Source organism: Pseudovibrio exalbescens DSM 16456 (genome assembly GCF_000422785.1).
Lineage (GTDB): Bacteria > Pseudomonadota > Alphaproteobacteria > Rhizobiales > Stappiaceae > Pseudovibrio > Pseudovibrio exalbescens.
This window is the reverse complement of the sequence record NZ_AUGS01000002.1, coordinates 240,682-260,902: the sequence shown is the minus strand read 5'-3', so window position 1 is coordinate 260,902 and position 20,221 is coordinate 240,682. Positions and strand designations below refer to the sequence as shown.

Annotated in this window: 16 protein-coding genes; 3 read left to right on the top strand and 13 right to left on the bottom strand. The window is 56.0% G+C overall.

The genetic code is table 11. From position 1 onward, the window contains the following. Positions 1-12 precede the first annotated feature (12 nt). The 3 genes from G512_RS0103695 to G512_RS0103685 all read right to left on the bottom strand — a co-directional run bounded on the left by G512_RS0103695 (position 13) and on the right by G512_RS0103685 (position 4,533). A complete protein-coding gene (locus G512_RS0103695) occupies positions 13-1,890 on the bottom strand; it encodes an extracellular solute-binding protein (RefSeq protein WP_028480538.1) in 1,878 nt (625 codons plus the stop codon). Continuing rightward, entirely contained in the window at positions 1,890-3,749 is a 1,860-nt protein-coding gene (locus tag G512_RS0103690; protein ID WP_028480537.1) for an extracellular solute-binding protein, read from the bottom strand. The genes G512_RS0103695 and G512_RS0103690 overlap by 1 nt, the downstream gene beginning before the upstream one ends. Before the next feature lie 238 nt (positions 3,750-3,987). Next, entirely contained in the window at positions 3,988-4,533 is a 546-nt protein-coding gene (locus tag G512_RS0103685) for a c-type cytochrome (protein ID WP_028480536.1), read from the bottom strand. Positions 4,534-5,061: 528 nt separating this feature from the next. On the opposite strand from G512_RS0103685, the gene G512_RS0103675 reads away from it, so the two are divergent. Both G512_RS0103675 and G512_RS0103670 read left to right on the top strand, forming a co-directional pair. Then, the gene (locus tag G512_RS0103675; RefSeq protein ID WP_028480535.1) at positions 5,062-5,952 is read left to right on the top strand and encodes a prephenate dehydratase; all 891 of its coding nucleotides are present in this window, start codon (positions 5,062-5,064) and stop codon (positions 5,950-5,952) included. Positions 5,953-6,012: 60 nt separating this feature from the next. Further along, positions 6,013-7,017 carry an adenosine kinase gene (locus G512_RS0103670; RefSeq protein ID WP_028480534.1) on the top strand — a complete coding sequence of 335 codons (1,005 nt, stop codon included), beginning with the start codon at positions 6,013-6,015 and terminating at the stop codon, positions 7,015-7,017. A 73-nt stretch (positions 7,018-7,090) separates the two neighbouring features. On the opposite strand, the gene G512_RS0103665 is transcribed toward G512_RS0103670, so the two are convergent. Together G512_RS0103665 and dapB are read right to left on the bottom strand one after the other, a co-directional pair. Continuing rightward, positions 7,091-7,711, bottom strand: coding sequence for a 2,3-bisphosphoglycerate-dependent phosphoglycerate mutase (locus G512_RS0103665; protein WP_028480533.1), 621 nt, complete (start codon positions 7,709-7,711; stop codon positions 7,091-7,093). 116 nt (positions 7,712-7,827) lie between these two features. Beyond that, the gene (gene dapB / locus G512_RS0103660) at positions 7,828-8,643 is read right to left on the bottom strand and encodes a 4-hydroxy-tetrahydrodipicolinate reductase (RefSeq protein WP_028480532.1); all 816 of its coding nucleotides are present in this window, start codon (positions 8,641-8,643) and stop codon (positions 7,828-7,830) included. Between the two features lie 235 nt (positions 8,644-8,878). On the opposite strand from dapB, the gene G512_RS0103655 reads away from it, so the two are divergent. Then, positions 8,879-9,781 (top strand): DMT family transporter, encoded by a 903-nt coding sequence (locus tag G512_RS0103655; RefSeq protein WP_228130470.1) that lies wholly within the window; start codon positions 8,879-8,881, stop codon positions 9,779-9,781. 95 nt (positions 9,782-9,876) lie between these two features. Here G512_RS0103655 and pnp read toward each other — a convergent pair whose 3' ends face one another. The 8 genes from pnp to rimP form a co-directional block, all read right to left on the bottom strand. Beyond that, a complete protein-coding gene (gene pnp, locus G512_RS0103650; protein ID WP_028480530.1) occupies positions 9,877-11,994 on the bottom strand; it encodes a polyribonucleotide nucleotidyltransferase in 2,118 nt (705 codons plus the stop codon). 266 nt (positions 11,995-12,260) lie between these two features. Continuing rightward, the gene (rpsO, locus tag G512_RS0103645; RefSeq protein ID WP_028480529.1) at positions 12,261-12,530 is read right to left on the bottom strand and encodes a 30S ribosomal protein S15; all 270 of its coding nucleotides are present in this window, start codon (positions 12,528-12,530) and stop codon (positions 12,261-12,263) included. 224 nt (positions 12,531-12,754) lie between these two features. After that, positions 12,755-13,699, bottom strand: a complete 945-nt coding sequence (truB, locus tag G512_RS0103635; RefSeq protein ID WP_028480528.1) for a tRNA pseudouridine(55) synthase TruB — start codon at positions 13,697-13,699, stop codon at positions 12,755-12,757. Between the two features lie 27 nt (positions 13,700-13,726). Continuing rightward, positions 13,727-14,146 carry a 30S ribosome-binding factor RbfA gene (gene rbfA, locus G512_RS0103630; protein WP_028480527.1) on the bottom strand — a complete coding sequence of 140 codons (420 nt, stop codon included), beginning with the start codon at positions 14,144-14,146 and terminating at the stop codon, positions 13,727-13,729. A 79-nt stretch (positions 14,147-14,225) separates the two neighbouring features. Further along, positions 14,226-17,045 (bottom strand): translation initiation factor IF-2, encoded by a 2,820-nt coding sequence (infB, locus tag G512_RS0103625; protein ID WP_028480526.1) that lies wholly within the window; start codon positions 17,043-17,045, stop codon positions 14,226-14,228. A gap of 7 nt (positions 17,046-17,052) precedes the next feature. Continuing rightward, the gene (locus G512_RS0103620; RefSeq protein ID WP_073833134.1) at positions 17,053-17,700 is read right to left on the bottom strand and encodes an RNA-binding protein; all 648 of its coding nucleotides are present in this window, start codon (positions 17,698-17,700) and stop codon (positions 17,053-17,055) included. A 122-nt stretch (positions 17,701-17,822) separates the two neighbouring features. Further along, positions 17,823-19,514: a transcription termination factor NusA gene (gene nusA / locus G512_RS0103615; RefSeq protein WP_028480524.1), complete on the bottom strand. Its 1,692-nt coding sequence runs from the start codon at positions 19,512-19,514 to the stop codon at positions 17,823-17,825. Between the two features lie 90 nt (positions 19,515-19,604). Next, complete coding sequence (rimP, locus tag G512_RS0103610; protein ID WP_028480523.1) at positions 19,605-20,192, bottom strand: ribosome maturation factor RimP; 588 nt, start codon at positions 20,190-20,192, stop codon at positions 19,605-19,607. Positions 20,193-20,221: the final 29 nt, after the last annotated feature.

Here is a 20,221-nt window from a genome sequence, read left to right as displayed (position 1 = left end):
CCAGTCTTTTCCTTAGTCCACCTTGCCGATACGGACGGCCTTTTCCAGATCGACCCACCAGGTTGTCTCAACCGGCAAGCCATAGGTCGGCTTGGTCTCGGGGATACCGAACATATCCCAAAGAGCAACGTTGTGGGTCGGCTTGTACCACTGGGGCACCCAGTAGTGACCTGCCCTCAAGACCCGATCCAGCGCCCGTGCGGCGGTATTCATGTCCTCACGTGTTTGCGCCTGAAGGATTTTCTCGATCAGCGCATCGACAACAGGGTCTTGAATTCCGGCTAAATTATAGGTGCCGGGAATTGAAGCCGCCTTTGATCCCCAGATCTGTCGAATTCCGTCGCCCAACGTCGGTGTTACGAAGGCGTAGCGCCGTCCACAGATGTCAAAATCAAAGTCGTTCAGCCGAGACTGATACTGCGCGGGATCGACAACTCGGAATGTCGCTTGAACTCCCATCAAACGCAGATTCTTGATAAATGGCAGAACAACACGCTCGAAAGACTGTGAGTTGGAGAGAAATTCAAAGGTGAACGGTTTCCCATCCGGGCCATACATGACTTGATCCCGCTGCTCACAGCCAGCTGACAACAGAAGTCGCTGAGCACGGCGCAGAAGACCACGATCCTGACCGGTACCATTCGAAACTGGCGCTTTTACCGCTTGACCAAACACTTGCGATGGGAGTTGATCCCGATAGGGCTCCAAAAGCGCCAACTCCGCCTCCGTTGGCACGCCTTCGGCCTTCATGGGGGAGTTTTCAAAAAAGGATTCGGTACGAGTGTAGAGATCGAAAAACAGCGCAGAGTTAGTCCATTCAAAATCAAAGGCCATGCCAATGGCCTCGCGAATGCGCGGATCCTTGAACTTTTCCCTACGCGTGTTGAAGAACCAGCCTTGGGCACCAGAGGGGCGGCCATCCGGGAACACACGCTTCGAAACTCGGCCTTCCAACAGCGCCGGGAAGTTGTACTCCGTCGCCCACGTTCGAGAAACAAATTCCTCACGGTAGGTAACAGTGCCCTTCTTGAAGGCCTCGAAGGCCGCCTGGCGTTCCCGGAAAAAGTCCACCCGAACCACATGGAAGTTGTTGTGGCCGCGCATGACCGGCAGGTCTTTCGCCCAATAGTCCTCAACCGCTACATACTCGACAAAGCGGCCGATTTCGTGCCGGCCCACCTTATATGGCCCGGATGACAAGGGCGGCGTCAGTGTGGTTTGGTCAAACCGATACGTCGTATAGTACGTCTTGGAGAAAATCGGCATACCCGCCACGAGCAACGGCAACTGACGGCTTTGACGCCCCGAAAAGCGCACCTCCACTCGATCCTCCGAGAGCGCAACGGCCTCGTCCATTTCCGACAAGACCTGCAGCATCTGCGGATGGCCTTGCGTCTTCAACGTATTGAGCGAGAAAGCAACATCCGCTGCTTTCAGCCGTGACCCATCATGAAAACGCGCTTCGGGCCGCAAATTGAAGACAATGGTGTTGCCGTCTGCCGATATATCGACGCTCCGCGCCACTAAGCCATACATGGAGTCAGGTTCATCGAGGGCTGATGTCATCAGACTGTCGAAACACAACTCCATGCGCGGCGGAGCATCTCCCTTCAGAATAAAGCTATTGAAGGTGTTGAAGGTTTGCGGATTCTGATTGTAGACCCAACTGGACGGTGTCGTGACAATGCGTCCCCCCTTGGGCGCATCCTTGTTGACATAATCAAACGCCTCAAACCCATCTGGATACTTCAACTCACCGAAATAGGAGAGGCCATGATTGGTCTGCGGCCCCCGCTTGGCCAGTACGCCTTTCGGCAACATCCCGGTTGCCAGAACGGCACCGCCATATTTTAGAAGCTGACGTCGGTCCACCAATATGCGTTCAATCATCAGTTCGGCGCTCCTACCTTGGCGGCCTTTGCTTCGTCATACCACCACACCTCCGGGAATCCGATCGCGTATTCCGGCAGTTGTTCTGGGTGGGAAAACCGGTTCCAGTGTGCGACGCGCGTATCCAGAGATGTCCAACCCGGAACAACGAAATGGTGCCAGAGCAGCACGCGATCAAGCGCGCGCGTTGCTGCAATCAGCTCATCACGATCGGTCGCAAGAATGATCCGATCAATCAGGTGGTCGATCGCAGGATCCTTCACACCGGCGTAATTTTGCGAAGCTTCTACATCCGCCGCGCTTGAACCCCAGAAAGTCCGTTGCTCATTGCCTGGGGAGAGGGATTGAGCCCATCCAGTATAAATCAGGTCGAAGTCTCGGGATCTCACCCGGTTGACGTATTGGGACGAGTCGACCGGGCGCAACGTCAGCTCAATACCTATCTTTTTCAAGGTATCTTGATAGCGCAGCCCAATGCGTTCAAATCGCGATCCATTCAACAAAAACTCGAGGGTAAACGGTTCTCCCGTTTCCGCGTTCACCAGCTGCCGCCCCTTTTGGACGTACCCAGCTTGTTTGAACAGCTCCAACGCCTTGCGCAGATTATTCCGCTCCTGCCGTGGATCTTCTGCAACCGGATTGGTGAACGGTTCTGCAAACACCTCCGGTGGGACCTGATCACGCACCTCATTCAGGATCTCAAGTTCCCGCCCCTCAGGCAGGCCCGAGGACGCCAGTTCGGTTCCAAAGAAGTAGCTGTCAATTCGGTCATACAGATCAAAGAAAATGGTTCGGTTTGTTTCTTCGAAATTAAATGCGTAATTCAAAGCCCGGCGTACACGCGGATCGGACAACTTATCCCGCCGTGTGTTGGCTATGAAACCAAGCATCAGTCCGCGCCCGCGAGAAGGTTGGTCAAACTCTTCCTTGACGATGTCGCCCCGCTGGACTGGGGGCACATCGTACGCTGTCATCCAGTTTTTTGCTGTCGGCTCAATTCGCCAGTCGAACTGATCAGCTTTGAACGCCTCAACCTCAACCGTCTCGTCACGATAAAACTCGTAACGAATTTCATCGAAATTGTATTTGCCCAGGTTCACGTTCAGGTCTTTGGCCCAATAATCGTCTACGCGTTCATAAGAGATAGAGCGCCCCGGCACGACTGTTCCAATGCGGTAGGGCCCCGAACCCAGTGGCGGCTCAAGGGTACCAGCAGAAATATCGCGCGGTTTGCCGTCAGCGTTCGTTCCCGTCCACCAGTGCTTGGGCATGACAAAAAGCTGCCCCAGGATTTTCGGCAACTCCCGATTGCCAGACTGATCAAAGGTAAACTTGACCTCACGCTCGCCAGTCGCTTCTGCGGATACGACATTGCGATAATAGTATTTGCGTTGCGGGCTATGCGTGGTCCATTGCTCAAAGGACCAAACAACGTCTTCGGCGGTAATCGGCGTTCCGTCGTGCCAACGTGCTGCAGGATTGAGCCGATACTTCACCCAGGAATAGTCATCGGGATACTGCAGAGCTTCGGCAATCAGCCCATATTGCGCGGAGGACTCATCCAGTGAATCTGCCATCAATTGATCGTAGATATAACCAATTCCCAAAGGCAGGGTGCCTTTTTGGGCGACGACATTCAGCGTATCGAAGGTTCCCGTGCCAGCAAGGCGCGCCGTTCCGCCCTTTGGAGCCTCTGGATTGACGTAATCGAAATGCTTAAAGCCTTCCGGGTATTTAAGTGCACCGATAAGAGCAGCGCCATGACGCCAAGGTAGCTCCTCGTTTTCGGCAGCACTTGCCGGTAAAGCTGTGAGCGCGCAGGTAAGACAAAGAACAACACTCGCAAAAAAGCTGCGCACTGATTACCCTCCATTTTGTTCCACCAGAAGACTGCTTCTAACGCGGTTCTGTGGCCACGCTTATGTTTATCAACGTAGTGTATGCGTTCCCGCCTGCATGAAACAATGCATTTCACGCACATGAACGAAATTTAAGGGTACAACCCAAGCATTAATCATCCATTTCATGACGACTAGCCAATAAAAAAGGCCGGTCAAAACCGGCCTCTTCAATAATCTGATATTTCTATTGGCCGTATTACTGAACCGGCACCGGATTTTCTGACAATGAATTCAGATATGCAATGAGCGCAGCGCGATCCTGCGGCTTGCGCAGTCCGGCAAAGCCCATCGTCGTGCCCGGGACATGATCACGCGGCGCTGCAATGAATTCATCCAGTTGCTCGAACGTCCAGGCATCATGGGTCTGAGCGAATTCCTGCATGGCGCTGGAATAAGAGAAGCCTTCGTGCGTGGCTGGCGCGCGATTGACAACGCCCCACAGCGCAGGCCCGACCTTGTTGGCACCACCTTGTTCGGCGGAGTGGCATGCGGCACACTTTCTAAATTGTTTGGCACCATCATCTGCCGATGCGGACGCCAAACGCACCTCAATGGGCTCAACTTGCGGTTCGGCTTCGGCCTCAGCTCCGTCTTCACCCGTGGTGGCAACAGCGATCTCGTAGCCGCGTTGTTCGGGCTGGTGTGGCGCAAAAATGATGTCGGAAATTACCCCAAAGCCCATGACAGCGACCAAGGCGAACAAAATTGCCCCAGCAATCTTGTTCAGTTCAAACGAATCCATCCCGATAAGCTCCGATATTCCTGGCTACGACGCGCGAACCTCCCCCAGAAGGTCACGCATTTTTGGCGATACAAATTTGGGCTGGAAATTACAGGGAAATTCCGCGCTTTGTCTATAGAGTTATTAGTGTTTTTCCTAGCACTTTTGGCAGACACGCATTGCCGCATCGCGCTTCGACCGGTCGCTGCTGCCCATATCGATAGAGGACAGAACCTTCGCCTTTGTTATAATAATTATAATTAGTTACGACCATCCTGCTGCTGCCTGGCGGAGACGACACAAGGCCTTGTTCCTCATCATGTTTTGCACGATGCGGTGTCAAAAAGCATCATCCCCAACCACACCCAATTGCGCGGATTTGCCACAGTATTTTTACACAGCTTTCCCCAGTTCGGCTTGGTAAGTGGTGATTTGGAACAGATGGAACTGAGAAAAAACCAAGCTGTGCATTTCGAGAAACTGTTTCGCATCAAGTCCGATACCCGTTAAACAGAGACACTATCCAAGAAAATTCAAGTGAGTTTGACAATGTCTGAGCAGAGAAAAATCGTTTTTCAAGGAGAAGTGGGTGCCAACTCTCACATGGCGTGCAATCGGGTCTACCCCGATTTTGAAGCCATCCCCTGCCCGACATTTGAAGACTGCTTCCATGCGGTGGAGAGCGGCGAAGCTGAACTCGCCATGATCCCCATTGAAAACTCAGTGGCCGGGCGCGTTGCAGATATCCACCACTTATTGCCCCGGTCTGATTTGCACATTATTGGCGAGTATTTCATGCCGATCCGGTTCCAGCTCATGGCCCCTGCGGGCGCCAAACTGGAAGACCTCACACACGTGCAAAGTCACGTTATGGGTCTGGGACAATGCCGAAAAATCATTCGGGCCAATAATATCATGCCTGTCGTGGGGGCGGACACTGCCGGGTCTGCCAGACAGGTGGCCGAACGAGGGGACAAAACCTGGGGCGCACTGGCTCCCGAGTTGGCAGCAGAAGTCTACGGCCTTGAAATTCTGGCGCGAGACGTTGAAGATGCCGCGCATAACACGACCCGGTTCGTCATCCTGTCCAAGGAAGACAAAAGAGCTGCAAACACCGGGCAACCTGTGATCACGACGTTCATTTACCGGGTCCGCAACGTTTCCGCGGCCCTGTACAAAAGCCTTGGTGGTTTCGCTACCAACGGCGTCAACATGACAAAACTTGAGTCGTATCAGCTCGAGGGACAGTTCTTTGCCTCGATGTTTTATGCCGACATCGAAGGTCACCCGGACGATGCGTCTGTTGCGCTGGCCATGGAAGAACTGGCTTTTTATTCAGCCGAACTGAAAGTGCTAGGTGTTTACAACGCCAGCCCGTTCCGCGAGAAGATACAAGAACCAGAAGAGAACCGGGCGCTTCGGCCCAGCCCAGGCATCTGACCACGCCCCCTCAGGCGTGCGATCAAGGCGTGCGCCTGAGGCGCCCAACAGGGATCGAGTATGTCTGAACTGAAATATGATGCACTTTGCATCGGCAATGCCATTACCGATGTGTTTTCTCATGTCGAGGACAACTTCCTCGTCGAGCAAGACCTGCACAAGGGCGCCATGCGCCTGATTGACACCAAGGAAGCGCTTCGCCTCTATGAACTGATGGGGCAGACCGTGCGGATTTCTGGTGGCAGTGCGGGTAACACAGCGGCCGGCATTGCTTCATTGGGCGGAAAACCCGCCTATATTGGCAAGGTCTCAAACGACGAACTCGGTGAAAATTACGGCCACGACATGCGCGGCTCTGGTGTTCATTTCGGGACAGAGCCTCTGGCCGGGAGTGATCTTGCATCGGGCCGCAGCATGGTGCTGATAACGCCGGACGGCGAACGCACCATGAATACCTATCTGGGTGCAGCAACGACCTTGAGCCCGGCCGACATCGACAAGGATGTGGTTGAAGCCTCGGCAGTCACTTACATGGAAGGCTATCTGTGGGATCCGGAGGACGCCAAGAAGGCGTTTGTGGAAGCTTCTCGAATTGCGCACCAGGCTGATCGTCATGTCGCGCTTTCCTTGTCCGACAGCTTCTGCGTTGATCGTTTCCGCACTGAGTTCATCTCGCTGATCAAAGAACAGGTCGTGGACCTGCTGTTTGCCAATGAGCATGAGCTCAAGGCCCTTTATGAGACCGCTGATCTGGACACCGCCATCGCTGCCGTACGTCAGGATTGCAGGCTGACTGCCCTGACACTTGGTAGTGAAGGCGCAATGGTCATCTCACGTGAAAAAACAGTCCAAGTACCGGCAACACCGGTGGAGCGGATTGCAGACGCTACAGGCGCGGGTGATCTGTTTGCCTCTGGCTTCCTGTTCGGGCTGGCGCGCGGATACGATCTTTCTCAGTGCGGTGAGCTAGGATGCTTGTGCGCAGGCGAGGTCATCTCCCATGTTGGCGCGCGCCCGGAGCAAGGCCTGAAGGCCCTGGCCGAACAATCAGGCTTCGAGCTCTGATTTATCAAGCACGAGACAACAAAAAAGGCGGCTCCAACCGGGCCGCCTTTTTTCATCATCAAGGGCATCTGCTTTAGTCAGCCAAATCCTGAACGGACAGGACCTTACCGTTTTCATCCAGACGGTAGACGACTGGCTTGCCAGTACCCAGTTCGCGAGCCAGGATTTGTTCCGGCGTCAGACCTTCCAACTCCATGATCAGGGACCGCAGGGAGTTACCGTGTGCCGCGACGATGACGCGGTTGCCTTCGATAACCTTCGGTAGAATGTGCTCCTTGTAGTAAGGCAGCGTGCGTTCTGCGGTCATCTTCAGGCTTTCACCACCTGGAGGCGGCACATCAAAGGAACGACGCCAGATGTGAACCTGTTCTTCGCCGAACTTTTCGCGGGCTTCGTCCTTGTTCATGCCGGTCAGATCGCCATAGTCACGCTCATTGAGTGCCTGATCGCGTTCTGTTGGCAGACCTTCCTGCCCCAGCTGCTCCAGAATGATCTTCAGCGTGTGCTGGGCGCGTGTCAGAGCGGAGGTGTAAGCCAGGTCGAACTCCATGTTCAACTCTTTCAGCTTCTTGCCGGCATCCGTTGCTTCGGCGACACCCTGCTCCGTCAGGTCCGGGTCTTTCCAGCCGGTGAACAGGTTTTTCAGATTCCACTCACTCTGTCCATGACGGACGAGAACCAAAAGGCGTTCCATGTTTTTCTCCTAAGGAGCTTGTGTATGTGTGAAAGCGGGTGTCTTGGAAACCCACTTCCACGTCCCGTCTTGCATACCACTCTCCTCGCCGCGCAGCGGAGGAGGATGCGGCCTCCCTACCCGTCATTCAGGCCGAGCACATCGGCCATTGAGTAGAGGCCCGGTTCGCGCTTGGCAGCCCATAGCGCCGCCTTCACTGCCCCCCGGGCAAAGATTTGCCGATCCGTTGCAATGTGCGAGAGTTCTATACGCTCTCCTTCACCTGCAAACATCACCGTATGTTCACCTACAACCGAGCCGCCCCGCAGCGTGGCAAAACCAATGTCACCGCGGTTCCGCTCACCCGTGATTCCGTCACGAGTGCGAACTGATTGAGTTTCAAGATTTATTTCTCTTCCCTGTGCGGCCGCCTCACCAAGAAGGAGGGCTGTACCGGAAGGTGCATCTACCTTGTGGCGATGATGCATTTCAAGCACTTCGATGTCGAAGTCTGCATCCAGTGCAGCTGCGGCCTTTTTCACAAGGCCGGCCAGCAAGTTCACGCCCAAACTCATATTGCCGGATTTCACGATGCGTGCGCTTTCGCTCGCATTGGTCAGAGCCTCCACGTCTTGAGAGGTCATACCGGTAGTGCCGATGACGTGAACAAGACCTTTTCTGGCGGCGACCTTGGCAAACTCGAGCGTTGCCTGCGGCGCGGTAAAGTCCAGAATACCGTCGGCATCAGCGAAGGCGGTTTCGACATCGCTGGTCAACGGCACATTCAATGCCCCACATTGAGCCAGAGCACCTGCATCCTGCCCAAGAAAAGCGGAGCCCTCCCTCTCCAGGGCACCTGTTACCACAGCGCCCTCCATCTCTGTCACAGTACGAATGAGCGTGCGCCCCATGCGCCCCGCTGCACCTACTACAACCAATCGCATGTCGCTCATACTCATCCCCCGCGTTTGTAGGAGCCTGTTTCTACTAATGATCTAGAAGGATATAGCAGTCTGCGTGTTTGACATCAAACACAACGGCCACACCCGACGCAGGAACCTGCCGCATGGTGTATTCTCAATTATACGTAGATATTAACGTAAGGATGCCTTAGGTTTCAAAGTCTCGCCGGAGCGCATCACCCCTCGCTCCATCATTGCTGCCACACTGCACCACTCGGGATTGCACATGACACCTCAAATGGAGAATCTGAAAGGTAGCCTCTGGATGATGCTATCCATGCTTGGCTTTGCCGTGGAGGATATGTTTGTAAAGCTTGCAGCAGCAGCGGTTCCGCCTGGCCAAATCCTCATGCTTTTTGGAGCAGGAGGCATGCTGGGTTTCTGGCTCATGGCAGCCAGCAAGGGTGAAAAGGTTCTGATTTCCGAAGCGATATCGCGCACACTATTGGTACGCGCCCTGTTCGAGATCACTGGACGGCTGTTTTTTATTCTTGCGCTTGCTTTTACAACCCTGTCCAGCACCTCCGCCATTTTGCAGGCCACACCGCTTGCGGTCACGCTTGGTGCGGCCGTGCTGTTCAAGGAACGGGTGGGGCTTGCTCGATGGGTCGCCATATTTATCGGATTCGCTGGCGTACTGCTCGTTATACAGCCCACACCCGCATCTTTCGAACTCACGTCCCTGCTCGCCCTCATTGGTATGCTCGGCTTCGCGGGCCGCGATCTGGCGACCAGAGCAGCGCCCCCGGCTCTTTCCAATGCCCAGCTTGGTGTTTATGGATTTGCGGTTCTTGTGCCTACGGGAGCCGGTTATGCTGCCTTTTCAAGTGGCTTTGTATGGCCCGATGGTTTCAGTTGGTTCGCCATTGCTTCGGCCACCTTGATTGGTATCGGCGCCTACTACTCCTTGACCCTTGCCATGCGGACCGGAGAGGTTTCTGTGGTAACGCCATTCCGCTATGCGCGGTTGCTGTTCGCACTTGTGTTTGGTTTGCTTGTTTTCAACGAAAGCCCGAACGCCACTATGCTGGCCGGCTCTGCCATTATCGTTGCCAGTGGATGCTTCATCTTGCTGCACGGCCGCCATACAGCGCGCCGTCAACGAAAACAAGCAGCCCTGATCGAGTAACAACGGCAAATCAGCCAGCTTCTGTCCCACAAAAAAGGCCAGTCCGAAACCGGACTGGCCTTTTCTTCAACTTGCATCAGCAAGAAACGTCAGGATTATTCTTCTTCCTTGACGATTTCCTTACCGGTTTCCTGGTCAACGACCTTCATGGAGAGGCGGACCTTGCCGCGCTCATCAAAGCCCATGAGCTTGACCCATACCTTGTCGCCTTCCTTGACCACGTCAGTGACCTTGGCGACCTTCTTGGGTGCCAGCTGGGAAATGTGAACAAGGCCGTCACGTGCGCCGAAGAAGTTGACGAATGCGCCGAAGTCAACGCATTTCACAACCGTGCCTTCGTAGATCACGCCAACTTCCGGTTCAGCAGCAATGGAGTTGATCCAGTTCAGCGCAGCCTTGATTGCCTTGCCGTCTGCGGATGCAACCTTGACGGTGCCATCGTCTTCGATGTTGATCTTTGCACCGGTCTTTTCAACGATTTCGCGGATGACCTTCCCACCGGAACCGATCACTTCACGGATCTTGTCAACCGGGATCTGGATCACTTCGATACGCGGAGCATGTTCACCCAGTTCGGCACGCGCCTCGGTAATGGCCTTTGCCATCTCGCCAAGGATGTGAACGCGACCCTCTTTCGCCTGTGCCAGAGCAACCTTCATGATCTCTTCGGTAATACCGTCGATCTTGATGTCCATCTGCAGGGCGGTCACGCCATTTTCAGAACCGGCAACCTTGAAATCCATGTCGCCAAGGTGGTCTTCGTCACCAAGAATGTCAGAAAGAACCGCGAACCGGTCACCTTCCTTGATGAGACCCATGGCGATACCGGCCACCGGAGCCTTGAGCGGAACACCTGCATCCATAAGCGCCAGCGACGTACCGCAAACGGTTGCCATGGAGGACGACCCATTTGACTCGGTGATTTCGGAAACCACACGCAGGGTATACGGGAAGTCATGGTGTGCCGGACGCATCGGGTTGATCGAACGCCATGCCAGCTTGCCGTGACCAATCTCACGACGACCCGGCGAGCCGATACGACCTGTTTCACCGACAGAATAGGGCGGGAAGTTGTAGTGCAGCAGGAAGTTTTCTTTCCGAGTGCCTTCCAGCTGATCCACATACTGTTCGTCTTCACCGGTACCCAAGGTCGCAACGACCAGACCCTGCGTTTCACCACGGGTGAACAGGGCAGAACCGTGGGCGCGTGGCAGGATACCAACTTCCGACATGATCGGGCGGACGGTCGACAGATCACGACCATCAATCCGGCTACCCGTATCCAGAATGCGGCCACGGACGATTTCCGCTTCCAGCTTCTTGAACAGGTCAGACACGACGGTGCCTTCCGGTGCACCTTCTTCGTCGGTAACCAGAGCTTCAACGACCTTCGCCTTCACGGCATCCACGGCGTTCTTGCGCTCGGTCTTCTGGGTAATGGAATAAGCTGCGCCCAGCTCTTCCCCTGCCATTTCCTTGATCTTTGCGAAGAGCTCGGAATGATCCGGCAGGTTCAGTTCACGGGGTTCTTTTGCAGCTTGCTCGGCCAGCTTGATGACCGCATCAATTACCGGCTGGAACTCACGATGGCCGTACATGACTGCGCCAAGCATGATGTCTTCAGACAGTTCCTGAGCTTCCGATTCAACCATCAGAACCGCATCGCCCGTACCCGCAACGATCAGATCAAGTTCCGTTTCTTCCATCTGATCAACGGTTGGGTTCAAGACATACTCACCGTCAATGTAGCCAACGCGCGCGCCGCCAATCGGGCCCATGAACGGCACACCCGAAATGGTGAGGGCTGCAGATGCGGCCACCATCGCCAGAATGTCCGGCTGGTTTTCCAGATCGTGGCTGAGAACGGTGATGATAACCTGCGTATCGCATTTGAAACCATCGGCGAACAGCGGACGGATCGGGCGGTCGATCAAACGGGACGTCAGGGTTTCGTGCTCTGACGGACGGCCTTCACGCTTGAAGTAGCCACCTGGAATGCGGCCAGCTGCATAGGCCTTTTCCTGATAATTCACGGTCAGCGGGAAGAAATCCTGACCAGGCTTTGGTTCCTTGGCGGCGACAACAGTCGCGAGCACCTTGGTTTCACCATAAGAGGCCATGACAGCGCCATCGGCCTGACGGGCAACCTTACCTGTTTCCAGAACGAGGGGCCGTCCGCCCCAATCTACTTCCACGCGATGTATATCAAACATATTCATTTCCTAACATTCGTTCCGCGCGGCCAGCCCCCTCGGGGCCCTTGATGCGGAACCGTCATATTATTGCCTGACGTGCGCAGTGTGCTCCTCAATGATGACACCCCGCATACGCCGTTCTCGTCGGGAGAGGGCGGTCATTCTCAGGCAAGACGACGAGTTTCTTCGACGATGCGAAGGAACTGGCAATCCTGCCCTGTGCCACCAACCCCATGAAACGAAAACGCGGCGGGCTTGCAGCCGCCGCGCTTTCCTTTGCCACCTTAGCGGCGGATACCCAGACGCTGGATCAAAGAGCGGTAGCGCTCTACGTCCTTGCCCTTGACGTAGTCCAGCAGCTTGCGGCGCTGGCTTACCATCTTGAGCAGACCACGACGGGAGTGGTTATCCTTCTTGTGGTCCTTGAAGTGCTCGGTCAGCGCCGTGATGCGGTGCGTCAGGATCGCTACCTGTACTTCTGGAGAACCGGTGTCGCCTTCTTTAGTGGCGTATTCCTTGATCAACTCAGCCTTGAGTTCAGGAGTAATCGACATCGCTTTGTCCTTTTTCGTTATCAGTCTGCCAAGCAGACTTTGGTCTTGTTTGCCACCGGAGTGGCCTGCTTCCTATCGAAGCCTTGTGCTGCCATTGGCCATGCCGAGATGTCGTCCAGCATGGTCAGGTTGGCACAAATCGCCCGGGCAAGTGCTCCTCACCCAGCGGCGGGACTATGGAGGAAAACACGTCGAATTGCCAGCGAATTCTGTTTTGGATCCCTCTAGAGATTAAACACCCGTTTTGGCTTGAACTCGCCTCGTGCCACTTCTCCGAAAGCGATCAGGGTACCACCAGAGGTCACGTAGATCTCTTCGGGTCCAAGGGGCGCATTGGCACCGCGCAGGATGATAGACATACCGCGCTTCAAACGAGCCGCTGCGTCAGAACTCACAACCACGTTGGTCAATTGGGAAAGTCCGGCCTCGACAGGCAACAAGCAGTCCATCAGCTCCGGGTTTTCAAGAGGGTTCTCCGAGGTACCATCAGCCGCAATTGCTGTCAGCTCGTCAAAGTCCACCATCTCCTGTTCACCGAACGGTCCAACCAAAAGGCGACGCAGGTCAGTGACATGCCCGCAAGTACCGAGACGCTCGCCCATGTCGCGTGCCAGCGCGCGCACGTATGTGCCCTTGCCACACTCGGCTTCGAACACAGCCCGGTTTTCGTCCTTGCACTCGATCAAATCCAGACGATGCACTTCGATGGGACGAGCCTGAAGCTCCACCTCTTCGCCATCGCGGGCCAAATCATACGCCCGGTTCCCATTCACTTTGATCGCGGAGAACTTGGGGGGGACCTGTTGGATTGTGCCGGTAAAGTCAGGCAGAATGGCACCAATAGCCGACGGATCCGGGCGCACATCCGACGTTGCCATAACCTCTCCCTCCGAATCGTCGGTGGTCGTTTGGGTGCCCCAGGTCACTTCGAACCGATAAACCTTGCGTCCCTCCATGACATACGGAACGGTCTTGGTCGCCTCACCAAAGGCGATGGGCAAACAGCCGGAGGCCAGAGGATCCAACGTACCGGCATGGCCGACTTTTTCGGGATGAAAGATGCGCTTGAGCTTTCCAAGTGCTTCGTTACTCGTGAGATTAAGGGGCTTATCAAGCACAAGCCACCCATTCACCGGATAGCGTTGTTTACGTCGCTGCTGCCGCGCCATACTTCGGGTGCTCTGTTGTTTGTTGTATCAGTCGTCGGTGTCGGAGCCGTCTTCGTTGTCCAGATCGCGCTTGACCAGCGGATCCTGTAGCAGACGGGAGATGCGGTCGTCGTCATCAAACCGCGTATCGGCAACAAAACGCAGATCCGGCATGTATTTCAACGTCAAGCGACGGGAAATCTGACCCCGAAAATATTTCGCGCTGCGATTGAGGGCCTTGACCACGTTGTCGGTATTTGCCCCGCCAAGCGGCATGACAAGTGCCGTTGCCCAACGCAGGTCTGGCGTCATGCGAACTTCAGGCACGGTCAGAATGACCCCATCAAGATCCGGATCACTTAGTTGCCCACGGGAAAAAATGTCACTGAGTTCCTTGCGAACAAGCTCGCCGACACGCAGCTGGCGCTGTGAAGGCTGACCTGCAAACTCATCGCGTGCTTTTGCCATTCTTATTACTTCTCAGTGTAATGCGCCGGCAGGGACAGGCGTCCCGCCGGCGTATAGTGTCAGTTGACAAGGCTCCGGATTACAGAGAGCGGGCGACTTCTTCCACCTGGAAGCACTCGATCACATCGCCAACACGCATATCCTTGTAGTTGGTGAAGTTCATGCCGCACTCGACGCCGGATTCCACTTCTTTCACTTCGTCCTTGAAGCGTTTCAGCGTACCCAATTCGCCTTCGTGCACCACGACGTTGTCACGCAGCAAACGAACCTGTGCCCCACGCTGAACCACACCTTCCGTAACCAAACAGCCAGCAACACGACCAACCTTGGTAATGTTGAAGATCTCTCTGATCTCCGCATACCCGAGGAAGGTCTCCCGACGCTCTGGCGCCAACATGCCGGACATGGTGGCCTTCACATCGTCAATCAGGTCGTAAATCACGCTGTAATAGCGGATTTCGATACCCTCACGACGGGCAGCTTCCTGAGCCTGTTTGTTGGCACGTACGTTAAAGGCCATGATAGGCGCCTTGGAAGCCATCGCCAGCGTGATGTCGCTCTCGGTGATCCCACCGACACCTGCCGCAATCACGCGGCAGCCAACTTCGTCGTTGCCCAACTCTTCAAGTGAGGCTTGGATTGCTTCCGCAGACCCCTGAACGTCGGCCTTGACCACGATCGCGAATTCTTTCTTCCCGTCTTCCTGAAGGCCCTTCATCATGGCTTCCAGAGAACCGCGAGAACCAGCAATGCGTGCAGCTTGCTTTTCGCGCTTCTGACGCTGGCGATAATCAGAGATTTCGCGAGCTCGGGCTTCGTTCTCGACCACGGCCACCATATCACCAGCTGCGGGCGTTGCCTGGAAGCCAAGGATCTCGACCGGCTTGGATGGACCTGCGATTTCGACCTGCTTGCCGTTTTCATCGAGCATTGCGCGGACGCGGCCCCATTCGGTGCCGGCAATCAGGATATCGCCAACGCGCAGGGTACCCTTCTGTACCAGTACGGTAGCAACCGGACCCCGCCCCTTGTCGAGCTTGGCTTCAATCACGGTACCTTCCGCAGAGCGATCCGGGTTGGCCTTGAGTTCAAGCACTTCCGACTGCAACAGGATCATCTCGATCAGTCTCTCGAGGTTCAAGCCCTGCTTGGCAGAAACTTCAACATCGATCACGTCACCGCCCATGGATTCGACGACAATGTCTTCGCGCAGAAGGTCGTTACGTACCCGGCTTGGATCTGCATCCGGCTTGTCGATCTTGTTGATCGCCACGATAATCGGCACTTCCGCCGCCTTCGCGTGCTGGATCGCTTCCTTCGTCTGAGGCATCACACCGTCATCCGCGGCCACGACCAGGATAACGACGTCGGTCGACTTTGCACCGCGGGCACGCATCGCCGTAAACGCGGCGTGCCCCGGAGTATCGATGAACGTCACTTTCTGGCCGTTTTGCTCAACCTGATAGGCACCGATATGCTGGGTAATACCACCCGCTTCACCCGAGACCACATTGGTCTTTCGCAACGCATCAAGCAACGAGGTCTTACCGTGATCGACGTGACCCATGATGGTCACTACCGGTGGACGCGGCTTCATGTCTTCCGGCTTGTCATCCGAGGTGAACAAGCCTTCTTCAACGTCTGCTTCAGAGACCCGCTTTACGGTGTGCCCGAGTTCTTCAGCAATCAGCTCAGCCGTATCTGCATCGATCACATCGTTGATCTTCATCATCTGGCCCTGCTTCATGAGCATCTTGATGACGTCAACGGCGCGCTCCGACATACGGTTCGCCAGTTCCTGAATGGTAATTGCTTCGGGCAGGATTACCTCGCGGCTCACCTTCTCGCGAACAACCTGTTGCTGAGCCCCCTGACGCTTTTCCTTTTCACGGCGGCGACGCATGGAGGCCAATGAACGGCTCCGACCCTCATCATCTCCCGTCGCACTTGTAATTGTCAGCTTGGAGCGCCGGCGATCATCCCCGCCACGGTTAGGCTTGGCAGCTGGCTGCGGCTTTTTCGGGCTCTTGACCGGCTTGAGTGTCTTCTTAGCCGTGTTTTCCTTGGCGCTTTCAAGATCCGCCGGAGACGCGACAGCAGCTGCTGCAGGACGCGGTCCTTGGCGCTTGTTGTCACCACTTGGCTTGGAAGCATCACTCTTGCGCGCACCACCCCGAGGTCCGTCCAGACGCGGCGGCTTACCATCCCTGATGGGACGTGAAGGCTTTGGTGCGGCTGGTGTTCCAGCTTCCGCCTTGGCAGATTTCGGCGCGGCCTCCGCCTTCGGCGCAGCGGCTTCCTCTTCGCCGCGCGCGGCAGCAGCGGCCTTGGCCTCAGCTTCCGCCTTTGCCTTTGCAGCCGCTTCTTCAGCGTCGCGCTTGGCCTTCTCTTCAGCTTCCTGGCGAGCCTTTTCAGCCGCGATTACACGCTGGCGTTCTTCTTCAGCGCGGCGCTTCTTGTCTTCCACCTCACGCTGCTGAGCTTCGCGCAGCGCGGCAAGACGTGCATCAGCTTCGCCTTTGGTCAACGTGCGCTGACCGCCTGGCGCGGCTCCACCGCCATTGCCGCGGCGTTGCCCGCCACGTTGGTTATTATTTCGGTTACCGACACGGCCTTCGCCGCGTTTCTGGCCCTCGCCACCCCGGCGCTGGTCCTGAGACCGGCTTTCCTGCTGCTTCGGGGCAGACGGCGCGGAGGTTGAAGCGGCGCCAGATGCTGCTGAGCCTTCGCTGCCCGGCACGACGACTCGGCGCTTCTTCTTTTCCACGACGACGGCTTTCGAGCGGCCATGTGAAAAGCTCTGCTTTACAGTGCCTTTCTCAACGCCGCCTCGCTTGAGGCCAAGCGTCTTGCGCTCGCCGGTGCCCTGTTTGTCGTCAGTGTTTTTGGTATCGCTCATATTGCCTTCAGTCCTGCGCTACTGCACCCTTTGTACCGGCTAACCCGGAGTGATCGGAAGGCCCTCTATACCGCGCAAGCTTCTGCGCCTGGTTTAGGCAATTCCGACCAGCCTGACCGGCCAGCAATGCAGCATGTATCACGTTGTCCCGGCCCAATGCCAAATCCATTTGCGCCGAGGTAAACAGACGGAGCACCGCATGTGTTCCGCCGTTGCTATTCATCGAAGCGGCGATGGCCGCCAGTTTCTTAATGCCATCCTCCGAAGCATCCGTGGCATGGAGCAGAGCAAGCACCCGTCCGGTTCTCAAAGCCCCTTCAGTCTTTGAAAAGCCCGTGATCAACTCACCGGCCTTACGACTGATCGACAGCGCGCTCAACGCCTTCTGTTCCAGTACCTTCTCGACTTGGTCGGCCAAACCTTCTTCGGCTTTTACCTGCTCCTTAAAGCCACGGGCGAAGACGCGTTTCTTGATCGCTTCTTCCACCATCTGCCGCGTCGCCGTAACCCACACACCTCTTCCGGGAAGTGTGCCTTTAACGTCAACAACCACGGTATTATCGGGCGCCAGTACGAACCGAAGAAGATCAGTTACCGGGAGCACCTCGCGGGTGACCGCACAGCTCCGTTCGGTCGGTTCATTTTTCTTCGCCACGTACGCCTTACCCAATTCCGTTTGTGTGCCTGCCCAGCAACGCCGTGCCTTGCGGGCTGGAGTGGCCTTCCTGTGCCGGTGCGCAGCGCGGATTTCCATCCCGCCGCGCACAATCAGCTCGTTTATTTATCCGTGTTGTCCTGTTCTGCAACGCTCTCTTGCTCGAAAACATCGCCCGCGTCAACACCCACGTCACTTTCGACCTCATCAGCCGCAGCGTCGTCAGACCCGTCATAGTCCTCTTCCGCGTTCATTTCGATGAGTTCTTCCGGTTCGATCCAGCCGGCTGCAACACGCGCTGCCATCACAATCGACTCAGCGTCGGCCCGCGAGAGCTCGAAGCCTGAGAGGGTGCCGTCGACACGAACCGTTTCGCCATCACGCTTCTCGGTCCAGCCAATCAGGTCATCCGCAGCGCATCCAGCCAGATCGTCGATTGTCTTGATGTCGTCCTTGCCAAGCGCAACAAGCATGGCAGACGTCAGGCCCGGCACATTGGTCAGAACCTCGGAGACGCCCAGCTCTTCGCGCTGCTTGCGCAGCTCGGCTTCCTGCTCTTCCAAGAACTCGCGTGCGCGTTCCTGAATTTCTTCCGCGGTTTCTTCATCAAACCCTTCAATGGAAGAAATTTCGTCGCTGTCGACGTAAGCCACCTCCTCAATGGAGGTGAAGCCTTCAGATGCCAGCAACTGACTGACCATCTCGTCAACGTTAAGGCTTGCCTGGAACAGATCAGAACGAACCTGGAATTCTTTCTGACGGCGCTCAGACTCCTCCGTCTCGGTCATAATGTCAATGCCCCAGCCTGTCAGCTGAGAGGCAAGACGCACGTTTTGACCGCGACGACCAATCGCCAAAGACAGCTGATCGTTAGGCACGACAACTTCGATCCGTTCGGATTCGTCATCCAGAACCACTTTCGACACTTCAGCCGGTTGCAGCGCATTCACGATAAACGTTGCCGCATCTTCATTCCACGGGATGATGTCGATCTTCTCACCCTGCAGCTCGCCCACGACAGCCTGAACGCGAGAACCGCGCATACCCACACAGGCGCCGACCGGATCGATGGAACTGTCATTGGACAGGACCGCGATCTTGGCGCGAGATCCCGGATCACGGGCAACCGCCTTGATGGTGATGACACCATCATAAATTTCCGGCACTTCCTGCATGAACAACTTGGCCATGAACTGCGGATGCGTGCGGGACAGGAAAATCTGCGGGCCACGTTGCTCGCGGCGAACGTCGTGAACATAGGCGCGGATGCGGTCGCCATTGCGGAAGATCTCGCGCGGGATCAACTCATCACGACGGACGATCGCTTCGCCCTTACCCATGTCTACGATAACGTTGCCGTATTCGACGCGCTTGACTACGCCGTTGATGATCTCACCAACGCGGTCCTTGAACTCTTCGTACTGACGATCCCGCTCGGCTTCGCGCACCTTTTGCACGATGACCTGCTTGGCGGATTGAGCAGCGATGCGGCCAAAGTCCAGCGGCGGAAGCGGCTCGGCGATGTAGTCGCCAACCCCGATTTCCGGATTGCGCGCCTTGGCATCTTCCAGAGCGATCTCCGTTGAGACATTTTCAACGTGCTCCACGACCAGAAGCAAACGCTGGAGACGGATCTCACCGGTCTTCGGATTGATCTCGGCCCGGATCTCCGTTTCGGTACCGTAGCGAGACCGCGCAGCTTTCTGGATGGCATCTTCCAGAGCATCGATCACAATCGTGCGGTCAATCGACTTTTCACGGGCAACCGCATCTGCAATCTGCAGCAGCTCCAGTCGGTTTGCGCTGATGGCCATGTCTCATCAACTCCTTCCACGCCTGCGTGCCGCAGGCCTTCGTCCATAATCTTCCGGCTCACTGAGCCTGCCCGTTAAGGGCGGTTCACCTCAGTGGTAATAGCTGTCGTCGTCGACGTCTTCACCACGCGCAGCTTTCGCCGCCTTGTCGGCACTCAGGGCCGCTTCGATCAGTTCGTCAGTCAGAACCAGACGCGCTTCACCAATCTCGTCGAGAGGCAACCGGGCCGGGTTTTCTTCCGTGTCCGGCGCATCCGGCAAATTGACCAATGCGCAGCCATCTTCAACGCCGGCAAGGACCCCGCGATACCGCTTGCGCCCCTTTTGCGGAACCGCCATTTCGATTTTCGCAAGATGCCCCGACCAACGTTCGAAGTCACCGGCGCGCACAAGCGGCCGATCAATGCCAGGTGAGGAAACCTCAAGATGATAAGCCCCGCTGATAGGGTCATCCACATCCAGTGCCGGGGACACAGCTTTGCTGATTTCTTCGCACCCATCCACATTCATGGTGCCGTCGGAACGCTCCGCCATGATTTGCAGCGTGCATCCGTTATTCCCGTTCACCCGGATACGCACGAGCCGATAGCCGAGATCCACAATGACGGGCTCAACAATTGCGGCAACACGGGCTTCAAGCCCCTGTTCCTTTACAATTCTCGGATCGTGATCTTCCACTTCTCACCTTTTTGCTTTTGGGCCGTGGC